At 63.8% G+C, this 1,627-nt stretch carries 2 protein-coding genes; both read left to right on the plus strand.

What is annotated here, in order from left to right; all coding sequences use genetic code 11:
• Positions 1-1,189, plus strand: a 1,189-nt coding sequence (locus DJ82_RS00680) for a hypothetical protein (RefSeq protein ID WP_143420487.1), incomplete at its 5' end; no start/stop codon positions are given.
• A 106-nt stretch (positions 1,190-1,295) separates the two neighbouring features.
• On the plus strand, positions 1,296-1,627 hold a 332-nt coding region (locus tag DJ82_RS00685), incomplete at its 3' end, for a hypothetical protein (RefSeq protein ID WP_143420488.1).

Consider the following 1,627-nt stretch of genomic DNA (forward strand, 5'->3'; position numbering starts at 1 on the left):
GCAGCTCCTCGAGCGCCTCGAGAACACACCGGACCCGGTGGAGGGGACGCCCCCACACAGCGCGGTCCGGCACGCTCGTGCGATGCTGGATGCGCTCATACACACGTCCGAGATGGACGGGTTCCGACTCGACTTCGAGGACTTCAGCGGGCTTTCGGATGCCCGTAGGGGTGTCTTCGAGTACCTCATAGACCCGGACACGTCCGTCGACCCGAGCGATCTCGAGACGACCGGGGGCTCGGACGCGCTCATTCACGGGCCGATGGGGCGCGGAAAGACGACGTCGGTCTCGACATTCATCGCGCGGTGGATGGAAGTCAACGGCGAGGCCGTCGTGTGGCGCGGAACGCCGCAGCGGACCGAGTGGCTCCCGTTCGCGCCGTGGGCGGTCGTCTGCCTGCCGGAAGGCGTCGAGTACACGGTGCGACTCGCGCCCCCCGACGACGGCTCCGGCTTCGCAGAGACTGACTTCGAGCCGATCGAGGTCGACCTCGAGGACATCGTTTGGAAGGTCGAGCGCTACAACGACCTAGACGATCTGAATAATAACGTGCTGAAATCGGGCGCGTTCCACGTCGTCTACCCGGACCCGCAGTTCCGGGGGTGCCAGCGGATCACTCGACAGGCGTCGGAGTGTCCGCCGCTTGAGTATACCTCGGTGTGGGACGCTAACGATCCCGAGCTCGACGAGAACGAGGCGACCCCGACGAGTCACTGGTGGTTCTCCTGGTTGGTACACCACAACGTCAACGAGGAGCGGTCGATGCGGACGACGTGGGTCTGCGACGAGGCGAGTAACCTGTTCAAACACCACGCGAGCAACGACGAGGGCGGCCTCTCGACGAAGATCGACGCGGTCTCGCAGCAGTACGTCGACTTTCGCCGGAACGGCCTGTCGTTCGTGTTGCTCACTCAGAAGCCGAGGGAAATCTCCTGGATGATTAGAAAGAAAATGCGCTGGGGAGTGACCCTCTCCGGCACCGACAACCCCACGGGTAGCGACGAAATCATCGGCGTCAAGCCGCCAATGTCGACAGAAATGACCTCGAAGTGGCAGCTCGGTCGCGGACTGTTCTGGACGAGCGGCCAATATACTGAGTTCGGCTGGGACGATCTCCCTCGTCGATACAAAGTGCCGGGCAAGCTCCGCATCATCTCGCCGGAAGTTCGGAGGGTGAGCGCCAAATGAAACCAATTTCAATCAATCTTCGAAATCGAGTCGAACCGGCTAATGTGGGACATTACGCGCTCGCGCGTGCGCCAACCCCCCACCTCCCCCCGCGAGGTGTGGACGCATGATGGACGAGCTACCGCTCGACGACGAGCAACTGAAAGTGGTTGGCCTCGTCGGCGTCGTCGTCCTCGCGATGGTCGGCGCGCCGATGCTCCTCACGCCGTCGGACGATGAGGAGATCGAACCGAACAACGGGACGATCGTCACGCCGGACGGCACCACGCTCGAGGAGGTCAACGACCCGGACCGAGGGCCGCTCGCCGGCCTGAACGCGATACCGTCGTCGCACGTCCGCGACGACGAGAGTCCGACCGTCATGTGTCCGGTCGTCCGAGAGGTTCAGCGCCGGCTCGCCGTCGACGGTCGTCGTTTCGATCCGCATCGGCGGGCGCT

The sequence above is a fragment of the Halorubrum sp. Ib24 genome (genome assembly GCF_002252745.1).
Classification (GTDB): Archaea; Halobacteriota; Halobacteria; order Halobacteriales; family Haloferacaceae; genus Halorubrum.